General features: G+C 68.1%; 19 protein-coding genes and 1 tRNA gene. 9 read left to right on the top strand and 11 right to left on the bottom strand.

Translation table 11 applies throughout. The annotated features are described in order from the left end of the window. Positions 1–42 precede the first annotated feature (42 nt). Positions 43–1,002: a hypothetical protein gene (locus AQI88_RS41510; protein ID WP_067010937.1), complete on the bottom strand. Its 960-nt coding sequence runs from the start codon at positions 1,000–1,002 to the stop codon at positions 43–45. Positions 1,003–1,524: 522 nt separating this feature from the next. Here AQI88_RS41510 and AQI88_RS41515 point away from each other — a divergent pair. Continuing rightward, positions 1,525–1,893: a hypothetical protein gene (locus AQI88_RS41515; protein WP_067010938.1), complete on the top strand. Its 369-nt coding sequence runs from the start codon at positions 1,525–1,527 to the stop codon at positions 1,891–1,893. Positions 1,894–2,003: 110 nt separating this feature from the next. Here AQI88_RS41515 and AQI88_RS41520 read toward each other — a convergent pair whose 3' ends face one another. Next, a complete protein-coding gene (locus tag AQI88_RS41520) occupies positions 2,004–2,375 on the bottom strand; it encodes a peptidoglycan-binding domain-containing protein (protein WP_067010939.1) in 372 nt (123 codons plus the stop codon). Between the two features lie 380 nt (positions 2,376–2,755). Here AQI88_RS41520 and AQI88_RS41525 point away from each other — a divergent pair, with 380 nt between their 5' ends. Both AQI88_RS41525 and AQI88_RS41530 read left to right on the top strand, forming a co-directional pair. After that, entirely contained in the window at positions 2,756–3,718 is a 963-nt protein-coding gene (locus tag AQI88_RS41525; RefSeq protein WP_398698701.1) for an RHS repeat-associated core domain-containing protein, read from the top strand. After that, positions 3,715–4,179, top strand: coding sequence for a hypothetical protein (locus tag AQI88_RS41530; RefSeq protein ID WP_067010943.1), 465 nt, complete (start codon positions 3,715–3,717; stop codon positions 4,177–4,179). The genes AQI88_RS41525 and AQI88_RS41530 overlap by 4 nt, the downstream gene beginning before the upstream one ends. Before the next feature lie 423 nt (positions 4,180–4,602). Here the strand turns inward: AQI88_RS41530 and AQI88_RS41535 are convergent. The 3 genes from AQI88_RS41535 to AQI88_RS41545 all read right to left on the bottom strand — a co-directional run bounded on the left by AQI88_RS41535 (position 4,603) and on the right by AQI88_RS41545 (position 6,617). Continuing rightward, positions 4,603–4,676: transfer RNA gene (locus AQI88_RS41535), tRNA-Pro, on the bottom strand. A 66-nt stretch (positions 4,677–4,742) separates the two neighbouring features. Further along, entirely contained in the window at positions 4,743–5,501 is a 759-nt protein-coding gene (locus AQI88_RS41540) for a Pr6Pr family membrane protein (RefSeq protein WP_067010945.1), read from the bottom strand. A 189-nt stretch (positions 5,502–5,690) separates the two neighbouring features. Further along, on the bottom strand, positions 5,691–6,617 hold the full coding sequence (locus AQI88_RS41545; RefSeq protein ID WP_067010947.1) for a metallophosphoesterase: 927 nt from the start codon (positions 6,615–6,617) through the stop codon (positions 5,691–5,693). Between the two features lie 93 nt (positions 6,618–6,710). Here AQI88_RS41545 and AQI88_RS41550 point away from each other — a divergent pair, with 93 nt between their 5' ends. Then, positions 6,711–7,178, top strand: coding sequence for a GatB/YqeY domain-containing protein (locus AQI88_RS41550; RefSeq protein ID WP_067010949.1), 468 nt, complete (start codon positions 6,711–6,713; stop codon positions 7,176–7,178). Between the two features lie 111 nt (positions 7,179–7,289). On the opposite strand, the gene AQI88_RS46410 is transcribed toward AQI88_RS41550, so the two are convergent. The 4 genes from AQI88_RS46410 to AQI88_RS41570 all read right to left on the bottom strand — a co-directional run bounded on the left by AQI88_RS46410 (position 7,290) and on the right by AQI88_RS41570 (position 11,322). Next, complete coding sequence (locus tag AQI88_RS46410) at positions 7,290–7,727, bottom strand: hypothetical protein (protein ID WP_159050562.1); 438 nt, start codon at positions 7,725–7,727, stop codon at positions 7,290–7,292. A gap of 100 nt (positions 7,728–7,827) precedes the next feature. Further along, on the bottom strand, positions 7,828–8,085 hold the full coding sequence (locus AQI88_RS41560; protein WP_244184633.1) for a LuxR C-terminal-related transcriptional regulator: 258 nt from the start codon (positions 8,083–8,085) through the stop codon (positions 7,828–7,830). A 161-nt stretch (positions 8,086–8,246) separates the two neighbouring features. Continuing rightward, on the bottom strand, positions 8,247–8,753 hold the full coding sequence (locus AQI88_RS41565; protein WP_067010955.1) for a hypothetical protein: 507 nt from the start codon (positions 8,751–8,753) through the stop codon (positions 8,247–8,249). Positions 8,754–9,003: 250 nt separating this feature from the next. Further along, the gene (locus AQI88_RS41570; RefSeq protein ID WP_067010957.1) at positions 9,004–11,322 is read right to left on the bottom strand and encodes a transglycosylase domain-containing protein; all 2,319 of its coding nucleotides are present in this window, start codon (positions 11,320–11,322) and stop codon (positions 9,004–9,006) included. Positions 11,323–11,958: 636 nt separating this feature from the next. On the opposite strand from AQI88_RS41570, the gene wblA reads away from it, so the two are divergent. After that, a complete protein-coding gene (gene wblA / locus AQI88_RS41575) occupies positions 11,959–12,297 on the top strand; it encodes a transcriptional regulator WblA (RefSeq protein WP_023547781.1) in 339 nt (112 codons plus the stop codon). A 327-nt stretch (positions 12,298–12,624) separates the two neighbouring features. On the opposite strand, the gene bagB is transcribed toward wblA, so the two are convergent. Continuing rightward, positions 12,625–13,983, bottom strand: a complete 1,359-nt coding sequence (bagB, locus tag AQI88_RS41580; RefSeq protein ID WP_067010959.1) for an ATPase BagB — start codon at positions 13,981–13,983, stop codon at positions 12,625–12,627. Beyond that, positions 13,980–14,957 carry an ATPase BagA gene (gene bagA / locus AQI88_RS41585; RefSeq protein ID WP_067010961.1) on the bottom strand — a complete coding sequence of 326 codons (978 nt, stop codon included), beginning with the start codon at positions 14,955–14,957 and terminating at the stop codon, positions 13,980–13,982. Before bagA ends, bagB begins: the two co-directional genes overlap by 4 nt. 107 nt (positions 14,958–15,064) lie before the next feature. Here bagA and sp36 point away from each other — a divergent pair, with 107 nt between their 5' ends. Genes sp36 through AQI88_RS41600 form a run of 4 tightly spaced genes read left to right on the top strand, consistent with a single transcriptional unit; the run spans position 15,065 to position 17,454 of the window. Continuing rightward, positions 15,065–15,226, top strand: a complete 162-nt coding sequence (gene sp36 / locus AQI88_RS45625; protein WP_003975360.1) for a Sp36 family protein — start codon at positions 15,065–15,067, stop codon at positions 15,224–15,226. Next, a complete protein-coding gene (locus tag AQI88_RS41590) occupies positions 15,223–15,687 on the top strand; it encodes a RidA family protein (RefSeq protein WP_067010963.1) in 465 nt (154 codons plus the stop codon). Before sp36 ends, AQI88_RS41590 begins: the two co-directional genes overlap by 4 nt. 58 nt (positions 15,688–15,745) lie before the next feature. Next, positions 15,746–16,627: an NUDIX hydrolase gene (locus AQI88_RS41595; RefSeq protein WP_067010965.1), complete on the top strand. Its 882-nt coding sequence runs from the start codon at positions 15,746–15,748 to the stop codon at positions 16,625–16,627. Beyond that, the gene (locus tag AQI88_RS41600) at positions 16,624–17,454 is read left to right on the top strand and encodes an MBL fold metallo-hydrolase (RefSeq protein ID WP_067010967.1); all 831 of its coding nucleotides are present in this window, start codon (positions 16,624–16,626) and stop codon (positions 17,452–17,454) included. Before AQI88_RS41595 ends, AQI88_RS41600 begins: the two co-directional genes overlap by 4 nt. Position 17,455: the final 1 nt, after the last annotated feature.

Below are 17,455 nucleotides of genomic sequence, written 5' to 3' on the forward strand. Positions count from 1 at the left end.
TTAGGCACGCGACGGCCTTGCGGTTACGGCCGACGCGATCCTCTAGTCGAAGAGCACGAGATTGTCGCGCGTGAGCCATTTCTCGCTGACCTCGACGGTCCTCGCAATGACTTCAGGGTAGCGATCCGCAAGATAGGCCTGCTCAACCTCTTCGCCGGTCTTCCGATCTTCGACGATCTTCGTGCCGCTGATCTTCATCTTCTTCAAGGTGCCGATCGTCTCTCCTGCGATCAGAGCGTTGAACGCCTTGACGGCCTGCGCGGACTGCTGAACGCTGTCGCGACTGACGCGGCCCTTGTTCACATTGATCATGGTGTTCGTGTAGATGGCTCGGGGGTCCCGGCCGACGAATTCTTTACTGGCCTCTCCGATGCAGTCGAAGAACATGTCGGCAATGCGCTCCGGCCAGGTCTCGGTGATGATCTTGTACGCGACGATCAGGCCGGTCGCGCTCGCGTGGCATTGCTTGCCCTTGGCGGTCAGGCGGATGATGCGATCCTCGCTGACAGGCCACTTTTCCACCCACTCCTGCAACTGCTCGGCCGTGGGCCTGCCGTTGGTCCACCGTGTCCAGTGCTGGCCCGAAAGGCGATTACTGAGGACCTTCAAGGCGGCGCCGTACACGTTGGAGTTGCTTTGCTTCATGTCGGTCAACTGGGCGACAAAGTCCCCCGCAGTGCGGACGCGGCCGCCGTCGATGGCGGCGAAGGCATCGGGGTCCATGTTGTACGTGACCTGGCTGGTCACGGTAATCCCGGTCTCAATGAGCGCTGCCGCTCTGTGCTGTCCGTCGATGAGGCAGCCATGCCAGTCGAGCGCGAAGCCCTGATGAGTGGTGCGAAACTGACCGCTTCGCAGGATGCTTTTGAACTTGTCAATGTTGGACCGCTTGAGCGGAACACGGTTGCATGTTCGCTTTTCCATCCAGCTCTTGCATGTCTCGGGTGTCACCTCGATCATTTCGGTGTGGACGGGCGGGATGCTCTTCCCTCCGTTGGCCATGTTGCCCTCTCGTCTCTGTGGTCGGGGAGCGTCTAGGCTCCCCAGATCTTGCGATCAAAAAATAAGAGGGGTTGGGGTGCTTGCGAGTCCGCAAGTTCGCAAGCGACCTGAAGTGATCAACGTAGAACTAATTGCGTGTGATCTTTGCATTATCCGGTCGGGTTCTGTCTATCCAGCCCGCACAAATTTTCGCTATGTGAGGTGCGGAGTGGGACTCTCGGCCCGCTCGACACGCACCTTCCCCGGCTGCTGCAACCGTTGAGGCGCTGGCTGGCGACCAAGCGGTACACGCCAGTAGCCGACTACGCTGCGAGCGCCGCAGCTCTCGCCTACGCGACCGCAATCACCATGGAGGCGCATCGACTTGCCCCCCCGCGAGGCGGATCGCAGGCCCTCGGCGGTGCGGGTCTCGGCCTGCGAGTGGGCGGCCTGCCCGCCTGCGGGTGCGGAAGGGACGATCTCGCTCGAAGTGCGAATCCTGCACTGCCTCGCCGAACTGCCGAACTCCTGAAGACTCTGGACGTGGGCGACGCGGCGGCAGCTGCCGCGGACGCGGTCATCGAGTTCGACGCGACGACAGGCGTTGGGGTCTGCGCAGTGGTGGACGAGGTCGACAAGACCGCCAAGGACGGCATGATCTTCGGCAGCTGGTCGGACCCGCTGGGTCTGTACGGCAGTGAACTGGAGGACCTGGGGGGCGGCTGGTACCGCTCGCCCGAAGGACTGGACTATGGTCCGGGTTCTGCCGAGGGTCACCGCATGACCCACGTCATGCAGCTCACCCGGGAGAACCCGGCGAAGCCCGCCCACGGAGTTTTCGACAAGGGCAACCAGGGGGTGCTGGAAACGGTCGACGAGGCATGGAGCCGACGCGCCATGGCGGTGCCGTGACGGCGTCGGCATCCGGCGAGCCTGTCGTCCCAGTGTCGCCCTGTTTTGGAGCCCCGCCGGCTCGAAGCGGGTCAGTCGATCGGGCCGGCGGTGTCCGTGTCAGGCCGCTCTCAGCCGGTCGGCAGGTAGTTGTAGCACTTCTGGTGGTACAGGTCGTCCCGCAGCAACTCGTACATGTACTGACCGGTTACGGGTCCAACGACGCCGTCCGCCTTGATCCCGTGGTGCTCCTGGAACTCGATCACCCCGTCCTGCGTTTTGGAGCCCCAGACACCGTCGACGGTCACACGGTCACTCACGGTTCCCATGCCGGCTTCCTGGATGGCCAGTTGCACACACCTCACGCCCTGGCCGGTGGCTCCGTAGCGCAGGTTGGCCACGCCCGGCTTCGCCTGAGCCGTCCCGCTCACGGTGACCAAGGCGGCGAACGCCACGGCCGTCGCCGCAGCCGCATTCGCACATCGCTTCAGAGTTCGGTTCATTCAATCCACCCGTTTCAACGGGGGTGTGAACGCAGGCGCCGTTGTCACTGCCCTCACCACCCCTGGTAGTAGTGATCACAAGTCGCCGGCCCGGCCCAGGGGCGATGCAGCCCGCATGTGGGAACTTCCACAGGCCCACGGCGGTGCCCATGCTGAACGCACGCCGTTCGGGTTGCTTCTCATGCAACCGGCCGACCGGTTCAGCGGGTTGGTGGGAAGCCTCGAACCGCTTTCCGCCTCACCGCGAACATTGTTGATCTTGACGCATAGAACATACCGCCTTGCAGGGGGGCGTGCGGCCTGGGCGGGCCCGCAGACTTCTGAACGGCCAGACCCGTACCTGGACCTACACATGGAACGCCGAGGACCGCCTCACGGAGGTGACCGACCCAGACGGAACCCGATGGCGGTACGCGTACGACCCGCTCGGCCGACGCGTCTCCAAGCACCGGGTAGCCGACGACGGCTCCGTGGCCGACCGTACGGACTTCGTCTGGGACGACATGTGCTTGGCCGAGCAGACCGCGCCAGACGGCTGGGTCACCACCTGGGACCACGCGCCGAACAGCCACCGCCCGGTCGCCCAGACGAGCCGTAAGCCGACCACAACAGCCGCCAACACGTCGTTCTTGACGCAGCTGGCGGAAGAGCCGGATCCCGAGCACGGCGCTCATTTCCACACCGTCGTCACCGACTCCGTCGGTACGCCCACGGAACTGGTCTCCGCGACCGGAGAGCTCGTCTGGCAGCACCGTACTGGCCTGTGGGGCACTCCATTCCGGGGTCCGGAGGAGGACGCGTCTCCGTTCGACTGCCCGTTGCGGTTCCCCGGGCAGTACGCCGATCCCGAGACCGGCTTGTACTACAACCTGCACGGGTACTACGACCCCGAGACGGCGCGGTACATCAGCGCGGATCCGTTGGGCCTCCTCCCCGCCCCCGACCACCACGCTTACGTGCCGAATCCGCTGGGCTGGAGCGACCCCCTCGGCCTCGCCGGAAAGAAGGGCCCGAAGGGACCGTATGGGAACCCCCTCGACTTCGGTCAGGGGTACTCCGGGCGAGTGGACATCCGGGGAGAGGGCCCGAAGGGAACGGACTTCGAGATCCACGTGTACGACAAGGCCAACCGTGAGGTCGGTACGTTCCGCAGCGATGGCTGGTTCAACAAGCACAGCCTCAAGGCCGAGGAAGCCGACGTTCCGCCGGCCGTGGAGAATGCCACCAAGGGACGAGCCATCGACACGATGCGCAGAATCGGGCGTATCGGACCCAAGGGAACCGAGGACATCTCCGGCGACAAATGGCGTCGCCCTCGTCTCTCACAGGAAGATTGTCCATGAAATTCGTCAAGGCGGACTGGGACCCCGAGGCGCCCGGGTTCCGCCTGGATGCGCACGTCTACCTGGCCGAGCTGCCGCGTCTGCGCGCGGACCTGCCGCCCGGCGCCCGATCTTTCGCCACCGACCCCGGGCACTATGACATCGCGGGCGCCATCCGCTGTGTGAAGGATCTGGAACTCGCCGGGGTTCACCTAGCCACCGACAAGAGTGGCGGGCTGGTCCTGGACTTCGCACCCAACAAGTTCAAGCACGATTCAGGCCTGCGCATCAGCTACTCGCGCGTGACGCATTTCTCCATCGACTATGAACACTCCATCGACTGGATGAGCGTCGACACCGTGCTCCTCGACGAAATCCTTCCCGACGATGACGGTGGTTGCCTGCACGAGATCGCGCTCACCGACGCGTCGATCACCGTCCGGTGTGCGGATCTCCAAGCCGTGTGGGAGGACGCCAGCTGAGGAATGGCCGTCCGTCAGGGGACGTTGATCCGGCGACAGCAACGACCCGACGCCCCGCGATCACTGTGCAGCTCACCGTACGACCTGACCAAGGCGATGCCAGCGGTTTCGGTATGGGCGAGACCCGGGTCCCAGGCCGCGCTGACGGGCTGGCCGTCGAGCGGCAGCTGAGGGATTCCCTCGGCCTGGCTGCGAGCGGCGATCGTCGTACCGTCTGTGATCGGCCTCGCACAACCGTAGGGATGACCCTTCCTCTGCGTGAGCGGCAGAGAGCAGGCTGGACGGCGGATGGCCGCTTGCTGGGAGCCCCCGGGGAGCCGGTGCTGGAAGGCGGCTCCCAAATGGCTCCCAAAACGGGGCCACAAAGCAAATCAGGCCCGGTGCTGATCTCTCAGCACCGGGCCTGACCTGGTGTTACGGCTGTCGGGGTGGCGGGATTTGAACCCACGACCTCTTCGTCCCGAACGAAGCGCGCTGCCAAGCTGCGCTACACCCCGATGTCGCTGCTTGTCGCGGCGACGACGTTTACTTTAGCCCACAGGTGGCTGGAGACGAAATCCGGTTTAGAAGCGGCGGCGGACCGGGGTCGGGCGGGTGTGGTCCAGGCCGATCAGGAGGACCGCCAAGGCGTACATGGAGAGGCCCAGGAGGAGGGCGTTCGCCAGGGTGCTGCGGTAGCCGTGGGCCTCGGCGTCGAGGAAGGAGTAGAGGTAGCGGGCGGGGGTGGACGGGGGGAGGAACGCGGCTCGGGTGAGGTAGAAGACCAGGTAGGCCAGGGGGTAGAGGAGCCAGGTCGCGGCCTGGCGGAGGTGTAGGCGGGCAGCTGGGGTGAGTAGGAGCCAGTCCAGGAGGGCCGCCGCTGGGACCAGTGTGTGGAGGAGTTGGAGGGCCGCCCACTGGGCGTGCCAGCGCGCGGGGGGTGCGGTCGCATCCGTCATGAGGAACGGTGGCGTCGTGTGGGCCAGCAGCAGGTGGTAGACCAGCGTGGTGATCATGGCGTAGAGGAGTGTGGCGCCTGTCACGGATGCGGGGAGCGGGCGGCGGGCCCGCCAGGCCCGGGATGCCGACAGGAGCATCACCACGGTCAGCAGGATGTTGGCCTGGACGCTGAAGTAGCTCAGGGTGCGGGCGGGGGTGCCCAGGAGGAGTTCCAGGGCGACGCCTGCGGCCGCCGCGAGGGCGGTCAGGAGACGGAACACCGCCGTCGGGGGGCGGCGCGACGGGGCCACCACCGCAGTGGCCGGGACATGGGAGGGCAGCAGGAGGGAATGGCCCGGGATGGCGGGCAGGTCCGGGATGTCCCTGGGTATCGGGGCGGTCATGCCCTCAAGCTATGCAAGAGGGGTGAATGGGACCATTTGGGGTACTCCGGGTGGGTTAATCGAGGGGGATACGGACGTACCGGGTTCCGTACGTCCGTCCTCCGGGTCCTTTACCTTCGTCCCCGGCTCCCCACTCCCGTCCCCGGGTCCCTGCTCCCGCCGCTGGCCTACGCCAGCCCCCCGGCCGACCTACTCCCGCCCCACCAACGTCAGCAGCGTCGCCTCCGGAGGGCAGGCGAAGCGGATGGGGGTGTAGCGGTTGGTGCCGCAGCCTGCCGAGACGTGGAGGTAGGACGTGCGGCCCTCCGCCGTGTGTGTGGACAGGCCCTTCACGCGGTCCGTGTCCAGGTCGCAGTTGGTGACCAGGGCGCCGTAGAAGGGGATGCACAGCTGGCCGCCGTGGGTGTGGCCGGCCAGGATCAGGGGGTAGTCGTCCGCCGTGAAGGAGTCCAGGACGCGCAGGTAGGGGGCGTGGACCACGCCCATCGAGAAGTCGTAGGTGCCGGAGGGGCCGCCTGCCACCCGGGCGTAGCGGTCGCGCTTGATGTGGGGGTCGTCCAGGCCGGTCAGTTCGATCGACACGCCCTCGACCTTCAGCACGCCCCGCGTGTTCGTCAGGTTCTGCCAGCCCGCCGCGTCGAAGCCGTCCCTGAGCTCCTCCCAGGGGTTGTGGATCGCGCCCACGACCGGCGGATTGCCGTTCAGGCCGTGGCGGCCGCTGGTCCTCTCCAGCAAGTAGCGGGCGGGGTTGCGGGGTTTGGGGCCGTAGTAGTCGTTGGAGCCGAAGACGTAGGCGCCCGGGAACTCCATCAGCGGGCCGAGGGCGTCGAGCACCTCGGGCACGCCTTCGGGGTCCGAGAGGTTGTCGCCGGTGTTGATCACGAAGTCGGGGCGCAGGCCCGCCAGCGACTGCAGCCAGCGCTGCTTCTTGCGCTGGCCGGCGACCATGTGGATGTCGGAGACCTGGAGCACGCGCAGCGGGCGCATGCCCGGCGGGAGGACCGGGACCGTCACTCGTCGCAGGCGGAAGGAGCGGGCCTCGAAGCCCGCCGCGTACGCCACTCCGGCGGCGCCTGCCGCCATGATCCCCAGGGGTACTCCGTATCGCGCGCGCATACGACCATCGTGTCAGACCCCGCTCACCCCTTGAGACCGGCAGCCGGTAAATCGGCGGGCGCTCGTGCCGTCGTACCTGCGACAATCGTCCCCATGACCACCACGCTCAAGTCGAAGCTGCGCAACGACCTCAACGCCGCGATCAAGGAGCGCGACGAGCTCCGCTCCTCGACGCTGCGGCTGACGCTCGCCGCGATCACCGAGGAGGAGGTCAGGGGCAAGGAGAAGCGAGAGCTCTCCGACGACGAGGTTCTCAAGGTGATCACCAAGGAGGCGAAGAAGCGTCGCGAGGCGGCGGACGCCTTCGCCCAGGGTGGTCGTGCCGAGTCGGCCGAGCGGGAGAAGGCGGAGGGCGAGGTCCTCGCCGCGTACCTGCCCAAGCAGATGTCCGACGAGGACCTGGAAGCGATCGTCGCCCAGGCCGTCGAGGAGGCGAAGGCGGCCGGCGCCGAGGGGCCGCGGGCCATGGGTGCCGTGATGAAGATCGTGAACCCGAAGGTGGCCGGCCAGGCCGAGGGCGGCCGCGTCGCCGCCGCGGTGAAGAAGCTCCTGGCCGGCTGAGCATCGTGCGCGGCAGGCGAGCACGCAGCGGCTTGTGCTGCGTGCTCGTCGTGCTCGACGGTGCCGATCGAGGGACCGGGGCTCGGCCCTCTTGTCCCCTTGTCTGTCCTCTTACCCGCAGTACAGGTTGTTCCGTTCCAGAGAGTGCATCTCTGTGCGCGCGGGATTGACGATCTCCCCTTCAATGGTGATGCAGTGACCGTTGGTGCCGGTGATCGAGACCGGGCCCGCGTAGTACTTGTAGTCGGGCTTGCTGTCGTTGTCGCTCTTCCCGGCGCCGCTGATGAAGGCCCTGATGGTCTGTGGGGTTCCGTAGTATCTGACGGCCTTGTTCACCAGGCAGTTCGTGCCGCCGTTGGCGCTTGAGTAGTAGACGTAGAGGGTTCCCCACACGCGGCCTGCGTCGTCCTTGATGTCGTGGCTTCCGACCTGAGATCCAGGGCAGCCAAAATCACCTGCGGCGGCCGTCTGGGTGGCTGCCAGGGAAATGCCGCCGACCAACAGGGACAGGGCCGCGAGATGGGCTGAAATTCTCTTTACTGCCGACATTCTTGCTCCTTGACTTGAGAGGGGTATGGAGGGCGCATCGACAAAGCGAGTCCGGCGGCGAGTTCGGTGCGAGGGAGGCGCACGGAAGGAGCCGGTGTTTTCATCGCGATTCGGGCACTTTGTTGACGGAGGGGGCCAGGAGGCCGAGTTCCTGGGCGCGCGCGCCCAGCGCGACGCGTCCGTTGGCCTCAAGTCGTTCCATGAGCCGTTGCACCTTGCGCTGTATCGTGCGGTGTCCGACTCCGCAGCGACGGGCAATGGATGCGTCGTTCAGTCCGGCGTACAGCAGGTTCAGAATTTTCCGGTCAATGGCGTCCATATAGGGCGCACCGGTGCCGAGTTCCGGGTTTGTGGTCAAAACATCCCCCGTGACAGCTGGTCATATCTGCCATGCCTCAGTGTAGGAAGCGTTTGCGCCATCGGACAGGCGAATAAATAACGCCAAAGGAAGGCAAAGGGGTGTAACGGGATGGCGTGATAACGCCATCCCGAAGATGACCGGCCGGAACGCGAGTCGGGTTAGAACCAGGGCGTGCAGTGCGCCGTGCCCGAGGGGTCCTCCGCGCAGGCCCGCATCTCGTAACCCGACGGGTTGTAGTACATCGGCGTGCGCGTGTAGTAGTAGTTCGTCCCGTCGGGCACCTTGGACGTCCAGCCCGACGCGGCGCCGTGCTTCAGGCCCAGTCGCCAGTAACAGGTGGAATGGTCCTTGGTGCAGCGCTGCACATACACGGACCATTTGCTCTCGTCGGAGCCGCTGATGTACCAGAGACGGGCCCAACTGTACTGATCCCCGTCGGTCTTTCCCCATCGCAGCTCGTAGGCGAAAGAGCCGCCCAGGTCATAGGGGCCGTACGGGCTGACCGGGCCGGTCTGCCAGGACTGCACGTTCGGGTCGTGGCCGTCGCAGCCGAAGTTGTCGCAGGCCTGCGCGGTGGCCGAGGCGGAATTCGGGACGGAGATGGCGAGTGCGAGAGAGCTGAGAAGTGTTCCGAGCGTGATTCCGAGACGGGATCTGAGTTTCATGGTCCCCCTCCATGCGAACATGCGAAGCGGCAGCGGAATTGGGCTTTCCCCGGCGGATCCGTAGATGAATTTCTCACGGACCCAGCCAGGAGAAGCCCCGTCCGGGGAAGCTGGCGCAATTACGCCCGGGTGTCACCGGGCCACCGGGCCACGAGGCCATCGGGCCGCTGGATCGACCCGGCGCTCCCGGTACTCCGGCGCTCCGGTACTCCGGCGGGCCGTGGAGACCACCGGCCCGCCGGGGGCGCTCTTACCCCTTCCGTCCCCCGAACCCGTTCCCGTTGCTCCCGCCGTTCGTCTGCCCCTCGATGAAGCCGCCCGGGAGAGAGAACGTCGGCGTCGGGAAGGTGCCGCCGGTGGTGTCACCCGTGGTGGCCCCGGTCGTACCTCCGTCAGTGAGACCGCCGATCAGTCCGCCGATGACCCCGCCCGTGTTGTCCCCGTTCTTCCCGCCGCCGTTCCCCCCGTGGCCTTTTCCCCGGTCGCCCCCCTTGTTGTCGTCGGGGATGTCGACCAGTTGGAAGTCCGGTGCGGGCGTGCCCTCCAGGGCGCCGGTCATCATGTCGCGCCAGATCGGTCCGGGGACCTCACCGCCGTAGACCTTGTCGTGCGGGATGCCGCCGATGGTGATGTTGAACATCCGCCGCTTGTGCGCCGGGTCGCCGACCCAGACCGCGCCCGCCATGTTCGGGGTGTATCCGACGAACCAGGCCGCGTAGCGCTTGTCCGTCGTACCCGTCTTGCCCGCGCTCGGGCGGCTGTCGAGGCCGGCCTGCTGGCCCGTGCCGTCCTCGACCACGCCCTTCAGGATCGTGCTGACGGTGTCGGCGGTCTTCTCCGACATCGCCCGCGAGCAGGTCGACTTCGGCACCTCCAGCGACTTCTTCTCGCTGCCGACCTTCTGGGTGATCGACTCGATGGCGACCGGGGTGCAGTACATACCGCGCGAGGCGAAAGTGGCATAGGCGTTCGCCATCGTCAGCGGGGACACCTCCTGGGTGCCGAGCGCGATGGACGGCGCCTGGTCGATCTTGCGGCCGTCGGCGCGCTCCACTCCCATCTTCTGGGCCATGTCGGTGACGGGGCAGATGCCGATGTCGCTGATCAGCTGCACGTAGTAGGTGTTGACCGACTTGGCGGTCGCCTCCTTCATGCCGTACGGGCCGTGCTCCGAGGGGTTCTCGTTGGTCAGCTTGGCCGGCTTGCCCGGGTCGTTGCGCCAGGTCTTGCCGTCACACGCGGCCACGGGGCTCGGGTAGGGCATCTCGTACGGCGACGAGTACTGCTGCGTCGGCGGCTTGCCGCCCTCGACGGCGGCCGCCGCCACGATCGGCTTGAACGTCGAACCGGGCTGGTAGCCGGCGCCGCCGCCCATGTTCTGGTTCACGGACAGGTTGATCTGCGTCTCGTTCTTGCCGAAGCCGTACGGACGGGACTGTCCCATGGCGAGGATCTTGCCGGTGCCGGGCTCGACGATGGTCGCGGCCGTCGCGACGGCGTCGCTCTTGTAGACGTGGTCCTTGATGGACGTCTGGGCCGATTTCTGCGCCTGCGGGTCGAGCGTCGTACGGATCGTCAGACCGCCCCGGTTCCACAGCTTCGCCCGGGTCTCCCTGGTCTTGCCGAAGACCGGGTCGGTCAGGAAGACCTCGCGCACGTAGTCGCAGAAGAAGCCGGCGCCGTCGACCGCGGTGATGCAGCCGTTCTTGGGCTGGCTGGGGTGCAGGCCGAGCGGCTTCTCCTTGGCCTGGTCGGCCTCCGCCTGGGAGACGTCGCCGACCTCGGCCATGCGCTGCAGGACGATGTTGCGGCGCTTGGTGGCCTCGGCCTCGTCGTTGACCGGGTCGTAGCGGCTCGGGGACTGGACGATGCCGGCCAGCAGCGCGGATTCCGGCAGGGTCAGGTCCTTGGCGTGCTTGGAGAAGTAGCGCTGGGCGGCGGCCTCGACGCCGTAGGCCTGCTCGCCGAAGAAGGTGATGTTCAGGTAGTTCTCGAGGATCTTCTTCTTGCCGAGCTTCTCCTCGATCTGGATCGCGTACTTCAGCTCGCGGATCTTGCGCCCGAGGGTCTGCTGGGTGGCCTCGGCGACCTTCGTCGGGTCGTCGCCGGCCTCCTCGATGAAGTAGTTCTTCACCAGCTGCTGGGTGAGCGTGGAGGCGCCCTGGGCGACCCCGCCGCTCTGCGCGTTCTTGTTCAGGGCGCGCAGCACGCCCTTGAGGTCGATCGCGCCGTGCTTGTAGAAGCGCGAGTCCTCGATCGCGACGATCGCCTTCTGCATGTACGGCGAGATGTCCTTGAGGTCCACCACCGTACGGTCGCGGGAGTAGACGGCCGCGATCTGGTTGCCCTGGCTGTCCAGGATGGTCGTGCGCTGGCTGAGCTGGGGGCTCTTGAGGTTGGCCGGGATCTCGTCGAAGCCCTTGACCGAGCCCTTGGCCGCGAGGCCCAGCGCGCCGGCCGCGGGCAGCGCGATGCCCGCCATCACGGCTCCCGCGAGCACACTGACACCGAGGAACTTGGCGGCCTGCTGCGTTGCCGACAGACCACTGCCCGAGCGCTTCTTTGGCATGGGGGCAGCCTAATCCGTACTGCTGAGCGTTCCGATGGAGCGACCGTTTCTCGGGATGTTCGAGTGCCGGATCGTGATGTCCGAGATGTCTCCGAGATGTCTCTGCGGTGTCCGACGGGGGGTGCCTCGCGGTATGCCAAGGGCACGGGCCACAGGCACGGCACGGGTTTCGGGCGCGGTGGCGGTCGTATGCGCTGCAGGGGTCGCGTCACGGCACGGCATGGCAAAGCGGGATCGTCTACGTTCCCATTCGCCGGACAGGCGTACAGGCCTTGGCCTAAGCTGCTCTCAACTGTCACAGCAGTGCGGCCACGTATCAATACGTCCGGCGACCCCGAATCGTTCTGGAAGTACCCCGACTTTCTGTTGGGGACGTGTCCGAATCCGCCTCGTGTGTCACCTGGCGCCCGATGTGGCGCACCATAGCTGTCCCGGTTTGCCGGGATGATCACGCATGTCGCCAGCTCACTCCCGCGGGTGATCTGCCGCTTACCCATAGTCCGTTCGGGCCATTCAAGATTGGGCCCGAAGGGGGTGTTGCGCTGTCCCCACCTTCCGTAACGTCCTCAACTGGCGGCGGTGAATATGCCGCTGCCGCCGTGGGGGAGCCTCGATTCGGGAGAGGACGGCGCCGGTATGGGCTGGGTAACCGACTGGAGTGCGCAGGCCGCCTGCCGCACTACCGATCCGGATGAACTGTTCGTTCAAGGAGCAGCGCAGAACAGGGCCAAGGCGGTGTGCACCGGATGTCCGGTACGCACCGAATGCCTGGCCGATGCGCTGGACAACCGCGTGGAATTCGGCGTGTGGGGAGGCATGACGGAGCGGGAGCGCCGCGCACTGCTGCGCCGGCGGCCCACCGTGACCTCCTGGCGCAGGCTGCTGGAGACCGCCCGCTTGGAGTACGAGCGGGGCGTCGGAATCGTTCCCCTCGACAGCGACGAGGTGTACGAGCACTACGCGGCGGTGAGCTGAGGGCATCGCCCTCCGGCAGGAACCCCAGGAACCTCAGGAACCCAGGGCCGCTCCGACCGGGCGAAAGCCACGGGAAGCAACGGTCGGACCCGTGTCCTGGGACAACACCTGCTGGGTCGGCGCCAGGGGAAGCATCGGGCAGGCGCGTGCCTTGGGCACCACCCGCCCGGCAGGCGCGTATGAGCGCCCGTCATCAGGCTTGCGGACAGGCAGAGCGCCCGTCATCAAGCACGCGGACGGGCAACGGCTCCGTCAGGGGCGCGCACCAGGCAGGCGAGAGCGGTCTGCGCCCGCGTGCGGCCTGCTACGGCCTTGCCACGGCCGTTGCTACGACAGCTCCGTGCGCCCTGCCGCCAGCCGGTGCCCGATGTCGCGCAGGCCCGTGAGGTCGTGGACGTCGCCGGGGAGTGCGGGTACCTCGACGACCGCCACCTCGGGGTGGCGGGCGGTGAAGCGGTCACGCGTGCGCTGCTCGCGCGAGAGCAGCTGCATGCGATCGGCATGCAGCCTCAGCAGGCCTGCGGTGAGCTGGTCGACGGATCGCTCCGGGTCCGCGGCGGGGGAGCCGTCGTCCGTGGCGGCGGGGGAGCCGTCGTCCGGAGCCGGTGTCGCCGAAGCGGGCGGTTCTGAACTGCCGTACGTGTCGGGAGAGTTACGAAGTCCAGCTTTCCCGCCCCCCTGATCCACAATGCGGGGCTCGTCAAGATTTTCCGCGGCGGCCAGCGCCCCCTCGGCCGACAGCCGGCCGGCGCCGCTGCCGTGCACCCGGTTGAGCACCAGACCCACCAGCGGCATGTCCTCCTCGGCCAGCCGCTCCACGAAGTACGCGGCCTCACGCAGCGCGTCCCGCTCCGGGGCCGCCACCACCAGGAACGCCGTGCCGGGTGCCTGGAGCAGCTTGTACGTGGCGTCCGCGCGCGTACGGAAACCGCCGAAGGTGGTGTCCATCGCGGCCACGAACGTCTGGACGTCCTTCAGCAACTGGCCGCCCAGCAGCTTGCCCAGCGTGCCGGTCATCATCGACATGCCGACATTGAGGAAGGCCATCCCCGCGCGTCCGCCCAGTTTGGCAGGGGCGGTCAGCAGGCGGATCAGGCGGCCGTCCAGGAAGGAGCCGAGCCGCTTGGGCGCGTCCAGGAAGTCCAGCGCCGAGCGGGAGGGCGGGGTGTCGACCACGATCAGGTCCCACTCGTCCCTCGCCCGCAGCTGGCCGAGCTTCTCCATCGCCATGTACTCCTGAGTGCCCGCGAAGCCCGCCGAGAGCGACTGGTAGAAGGGGTTCGCCAGGATCGCGGCCGCCCGCTCGGGGTCCGCATGCGCCTCGACGACCTCGTCGAAGGTGCGCTTCATGTCGAGCATCATGGCGTGCAACTCGCCGCCGCCGTCGGTGCCCTTCACCCGCCGCGGCACGTTGTCGAGGGAGTCGATGCCCATCGACTGGGCGAGCCGCCTGGCCGGGTCGATGGTGAGGACGACCACCTTGCGGCCCCGCTCGGCCGCCCTCAGGCCCAGCGCCGCGGCGGTCGTCGTCTTGCCGACCCCGCCCGAGCCGCAGCACACCACGATCCGGGTCTTCGGGTCGTCCAGCAGCGGGTCGATGTCGAGCACGCGCGCGGGGGAGAGGTGTGGACGGGCGGATTCCTGCTGGGGAGCGGTGTCCTGTGCCTTGGCCGGGTCCGGACTCATGACATCCCCTGTTCCCGCAGCTCGGTGGCGAGTTCGTACAGGCCCGCGAGGTCCATGCCCTCGGCGAGCAGCGGCAGTTCGTCCAGCGGCAGGCCCAGCTCGCCGAGGACCGCACGCTGCTCCTGCTCCAGGGCGTAGCGCTCGGCGTACTCCGCGGCCTGTTCCAGCAGCGGGTCCACCAGCCGCTCGGCGTTCCCGCCCCGCCGTGCCCCGCCGAGCCCCGCGGCCGACAGTGCCCGCGCAACAGAGGAACGCGGCACGGTCCGTACGAGTTCCAGCTCGGCCGGGTCCAGCACCTCGGGCCGGACCATGTTCACGATGACCCGGCCCACCGGCAGCCGCGCCGCGTGGAGTTCGGCGATGCCGTCGGCGGTCTCCTGGACCGGCATCTCCTCCAGGAGCGTCACCAGGTGCACCGCCGTCTCCGGCGACTTCAGCACCCGCATCACGGCCTGCGCCTGATTGTGTATCGGGCCGATCTTCGCGAGCCCGGCGACTTCGTCGTTGACGTTGAGGAAGCGGGTGATGCGCCCGGTGGGCGGGGCGTCCATGACGACGTAGTCGTACGCGAACCGCCCGCTCTTGTCCTTGCGGCGCACCGCCTCGCACGCCTTGCCGGTCAGCAGGACGTCTCTGAGCCCGGGCGCGACCGTGGTGGCGAAGTCGATCGCGCCGAGCTTCTTCAGGGCCCGGCCCGCGCCACCGAGTTTGTAGAACATCTGGAGGTAGTCCAGAAGGGCCAGTTCGGGATCGATGGCGAGGGCGTACACCTCTCCGCCCCCGGGAGCGACCGCGATCTTCCGCTCCTCGTAGGGCAGCGCCTCTGTCTCGAAGAGCTGTGCGATGCCCTGCCGGCCCTCGACCTCCACGAGAAGCGTCCGCTTCCCCTCGGTCGCGAGGGCCAGCGCGAGTGCGGCGGCGACCGTCGTCTTTCCGGTCCCGCCCTTGCCGCTGACGACCTGGAGCCTGCTCACGTCTTCGAGCCTAACCAGTCCCGCCGACGGCCACGCGAGAGGCTGTGGATAACGGCGCCCCCGGCCGTCCGCCTGTCCCGTGGGTCACAGCGGCTACAGTCGGCCCCATGACCAAGTGGGAATACGCAACCGTGCCGCTGCTCGTCCATGCCACGAAGCAGATTCTGGACACCTGGGGCGAGGACGGCTGGGAGCTCGTCCAGGTCGTGCCCGGGCCCAACAACCCCGAACAGCTCGTGGCCTACCTGAAGCGGGAGAAGCAGGCGTGAGCGCGGTCGAGGCCAAGCTGGCCGAACTGGGCCTGACCCTGCCGGAGGTCGTGCCGCCGCTGGCCGCGTACCAGCCGGCCGTGCAGTCCGGCGTGTATGTGTACACCGCCGGCCAGCTGCCGATGGTGGAGGGCAAGCTGCCGGTCACCGGCAAGGTGGGCGCCGAGGTCACGGCGGAGGAGGCCAAGGGCCTGGCCCGGATCTGCGCGCTGAACGCGCTGGCCGCCGTGAAGTCCGTGACCGGCGATCTGGACCGCATCGCGCGCGTGGTGAAGGTCGTCGGCTTCGTCGCCTCGGCCTCCGACTTCACCGGGCAGCCCGGTGTCGTCAACGGCGCCAGTGAACTGCTCGGCGAGGTCCTCGGCGACAAGGGCGTGCACGCCCGCAGCGCAGTGGGCGTCGCGGTGCTGCCGCTGGACGCGCCGGTGGAGGTCGAGATCCAGGTCGAGCTGGTTCCGTAAGGCCCTCTGACCTCGGGCACCTCTCGAACATTCGCCCTATACGGGATAGCCTCCGGCCATGGCGAACGGTCAGTGGTACCCCGAGGAGTGGCCGGACCGCATCCGCGCGCACGCGGACGGCACCCTCACGCCGGTGTCCCCCAAGCGCGCGGCCACGGTGCTGCTCCTGAAGGACACCCCGGCCGGTCCGGTCGTCCACATGCTGCGCAGACGCGCCTCCATGGCCTTCGCCGGAGGCGCGTACGCGTATCCCGGCGGCGGAGTCGACCCGCGTGACGACGACCGTCAGGTCCGCTGGGCGGGCCCCACGCGCGCGTGGTGGGCCAACCGGCTGGGCGTCGACGAGAGGGGCGCCCAGGCGATCGTCTGCGCGGCCGTGCGCGAGACGTACGAGGAGGCGGGCGTCCTGCTCGCCGGACCCGCCCCGGACTCGGTCGTCGGCGACACCACCGGGGACGACTGGGAGGCGGACCGCGCCGCCCTGGTCGCGCGCGAGCTGTCCTTCGCGGAGTTCCTGGACCGCCGCGGCCTGGTGCTGCGCTCCGACCTGCTCGGCGCCTGGACCCGCTGGATCACCCCCGAGTTCGAGGCCCGCCGCTACGACACCTGGTTCTTCGTGGCAGCCCTCCCCGAGGGCCAGCGCACCCGCAACGCCTCCACGGAGGCCGACCGCACGGTGTGGATCCGCCCCGAGGAGGCCGCCTTCGGGTACGACAAGGGCGAGCTGCTGATGATGCCGCCCACCATCGCCACCCTGCGCCAGCTGCTCCCGTACGCCACCGCCGCCGAGACGCTCGCCGCCGCACCCGCGCGGGACATGACACCGGTGCTGGCGCGCGCCCGCCTGGAGGACGGCGAGATCGTGCTGACCTGGCCGGGACACGACGAGTTCACCAAGCACATCCCAACCGCTCCGACGACCGGTGGAGGCCCCGCATGACCGACGCAGCAGCTCTGCCCGGCCAGCCCCGGGGCGGGGTCCTGTCGGGTCCCGCGACCGAACGGGCCGTCAATGTGCTGGCGCCCAATGCCTCCGCGATGACCCTGGACGGCACCAACACCTGGATCGTCGCCGAACCCGACTCCGACCTGGCCGTGGTGATCGATCCGGGCCCCCTGGACAGCGGCCACCTGCGCAACGTGGTGGATACGGCCGAGCAGGCCGGCAAGCGCGTCGCCCTCACCCTGCTCACCCACGGCCACCCCGACCACGCCGAGGGCGCTGCCCGCTTCGGCGAACTGACCGGCACGCGCGTGCGTGCCCTCGACCCGGCGCTGCGGCTCGGCGACGAGGGCCTGGCCGCCGGGGACGTGATCGCCGTGGGCGGCCTGGAGCTGAGGGTCGTGCCGACCCCCGGGCACACCTCGGACTCCCTGTGCTTCCATCTCCCGGCCGACCGGGCCGTGCTGACCGGCGACACCATCCTCGGGCGCGGTACGACGGTCGTGGCGCACCCCGACGGCCGCCTGGGTGACTATCTGGACTCCCTGCGCCGCCTCAGGTCGCTGACGGTGGACGACGGCGTGCACACGGTCCTGCCGGGCCATGGGCCGGTCCTGGAGGACGCCCAGGGCGCCGTCGAGTTCTACCTCGCCCACCGGGCCCACCGCCTCGCCCAGGTCGAGACGGCCGTCGAGGACGGCTACCGCACCCCCACCGAGGTCGTCGCCCACGTGTACGCCGACGTGGACCGCTCCCTGTGGCCGGCGGCCGAGCTGTCGGTGCGGGCCCAGCTGGACTATCTGAGCGAGCATGGGCTGATCTAGT

It is taken from the genome of Streptomyces cellostaticus (genome assembly GCF_001513965.1).
GTDB lineage: Bacteria > Actinomycetota > Actinomycetes > Streptomycetales > Streptomycetaceae > Streptomyces > Streptomyces cellostaticus.